The following is a 2420-nucleotide window of genomic DNA, read 5'->3' as shown; positions in this document are numbered from 1 at the left end:
GCACCAGGGATCCCGACCCCTTCCTGTTTCCAGGGATCAGCGAAATAGGTTGCTGTCCCCATTTGTCGAAATACGGTGACCGTCCCTATTTCTCCTCCGGAACCGGCGCGGGCTTCGGCGGCATCTTGAAGCGCGCCGCGTCGAGCGGGACGTTCGGCTCGATCTTCTCGAACTTCAGCAGCTGCCCGGGCGGTCCGTCCACCACGCGCGACTCCAGCTCGAACGGGAACTTGAACCCGCCGACGTCGCGCCAGTCGCGGTAGAGGACCTCGACGTCCCGCTCCCCGCCGTCGGCCGGGGCCTTGGCGGTCTCGCGCACGAGGAGGTTCGTCGCGACGTCGAGGAAGTAGATCCGGGAGGAGCCGTCCTTCTCCGTGATCCGGAGCTTGTGGCAGTCCTTGCCGTCGTACGCCTCCTTGCCGAGGTACTCGAGCTTGACGCCCTTCTCCTTCCAGTCCACCAGGGGCCCGTCGAAGTCGGCCTGTTCCTTGGCTTCCTTGGAGTCCTCGGGGGGGAAGGCCTCGGGCTCGGTCATCCCCATCACCGGCATGTATTGCCAGGCGCTCTCCCCGTCGAAGGCCTGGACGTTCACCGTCCCCATGAACTCGATCTCGCTGCGGACGGCGCTCGGCCGCTTCCGTTCGAGGATGAAGCCGGCCTCCTGGCCGCCGCCGACGACGGTCTTCCCCGTCATGCGCACGGTCTCGAGGCTTTTCACCTTGGCGACCCCGCCCATCGCGTCGTGGTACTTCCCGACGATTTCCTCGGCCGTCTGGGCCGCGACCGGCGTGACGGCCAGGCCCAGGAGCGCGGCCGCCGCCGCGAGGATCTTCATCCGCTTCATGCGAACCTCCGGCCGTTACGGTACCACCGGGGGGCGGGTTGCTATACTGCGTCGTTCCCGAACCCGTTGAAAGGAAAGGGTCTTCCCGCCCATGAAGTCCGAGCGCATCCGCAACTTCTCGATCATCGCGCACATCGACCACGGGAAGACGACCCTCTCGGACCGCCTGCTCCAGCGCACGGGGGCCGTCGCCGAGCGCGACATGTCCGAGCAGATGCTCGACGCGATGGACCTCGAGCGCGAGCGCGGGATCACGATCAAGGCCCACTCGGTCACGATTCCCTACAAGGCGAAGGACGGGAACGAATACATCCTCAACCTCATCGACACGCCCGGGCACGTCGACTTCAACTACGAGGTCTCGCGCTCGCTCGCCGCGTGCGAAGGGGCGCTGCTCATCGTCGACGCGAGCCAGGGGGTCGAGGCGCAGACGCTCGCGAACACCTACCTCGCGGTCGAAAACGAGCTCGAGGTCATCCCCGTCCTCAACAAGATCGACCTCCCGGGCGCCGACATCGAGCGCACCAAAGAGCAGATCGAGCACATCATCGGGATCGACGCCGCGCACGCGATCCCCGCGTCGGCGAAGGAAGGGATCGGCATCGACGAGATCCTCGAGGCGATCGTCGAGCTCGTGCCGGCCCCGAAGGGGGACTTCGACGCCCCGCCCAAGGCCCTGATCTTCGACTCCTGGTACGACGCCTACCGCGGCGTCGTCGTCCTCGTGCGCGTGGTCGACGGCGAGTTCACCAAGGGGATGCGGATCAAGCTCATGGCCACCGGCGGGACCTACGACATCGAGGACATGGGGGTCTTCTCGCCGAAGGCCGAGCCGCGCACCTCGCTGTCGGTGGGCGAGGTGGGTTTCCTCGTCCCGAACATCAAGAAGATCAGCGACTGCCAGATCGGCGACACCGTCACCGACGCGCGCAATCCGACGGCGACCCCGTTCCCGGGCTTCCGCGAGGTCAAGCCGATGGTCTTCGCGGGGCTCTACCCGACGGACTCCGCGCAATACGAGGACCTCCGCGACGCGATGGAGAAGCTGCGCCTCAACGACTCGTCCTTCTCCTACGAGCCGGAGTCGTCGGGGGCGCTGGGCTTCGGATTCCGCTGCGGGTTCCTGGGCCTTCTGCACATGGAGATCGTGCAGGAGCGCCTCGAGCGCGAGTTCAACCTCGACCTCGTCACGACCGCGCCCGGCGTCTCCTACCGGGTGACGACGACCAAGGGCGAGACCTTCGAGGTCCACAGCCCCGCGAAGCTCCCGCCGACCGGCAACATCGAGACGATCGAGGAGCCGATCATCACGGCGATCATCATCACGCCGCCGGAGTACATCGGGAACATCCTCAAGCTGTGCGACGAGCGGCGCGGCGTGCAGAAGAAGCTGTCGTACCTCTCGAAGACGCGCGTGCTCCTGGAATACGACCTGCCGCTCAACGAGATCGTCCTCGACTTCTTCGACAAGCTGAAGTCGATCTCCCGCGGCTACGCCTCGCTCGACTACCACCTCGCCGGCTACAAGCCCGACCGCCTGGTGAAGATGGACCTGCTCGTCAACGGCGACCCGATC

The 2420-nt window shown here is 66.1% G+C and carries 2 protein-coding genes; one reads left to right on the top strand and one right to left on the bottom strand.

Going from position 1 to position 2420, the window contains the following annotated elements; translation table 11 throughout:
* Positions 1-85: 85 nt before the first annotated feature.
* Positions 86-844 (bottom strand): hypothetical protein, encoded by a 759-nt coding sequence (locus VF139_02300; GenBank protein HEX6850210.1) that lies wholly within the window; start codon positions 842-844, stop codon positions 86-88.
* Positions 845-935: 91 nt separating this feature from the next.
* Between VF139_02300 and lepA the strand changes: the two genes are divergently transcribed.
* Positions 936-2420, top strand: a 1485-nt coding sequence (lepA, locus tag VF139_02295; GenBank protein HEX6850209.1) for a translation elongation factor 4, incomplete at its 3' end; no start/stop codon positions are given.

This window comes from Candidatus Polarisedimenticolaceae bacterium (assembly GCA_036376135.1).
Taxonomy (GTDB): Bacteria; Acidobacteriota; Polarisedimenticolia; order Polarisedimenticolales; family DASRJG01; genus DASVAW01.
The sequence above is the reverse complement of the archived record's forward strand: the minus strand, read 5'-3'. Positions and strand labels throughout refer to the sequence as shown.

Bases quoted from the DNA above. Each gene is read 5' to 3' on its own strand.
- VF139_02300 (HEX6850210.1), bottom strand. From the start codon at position 844: ATGAAGCGGATGAAGATCCTCGCGGCGGCGGCCGCGCTCCTGGGCCTG.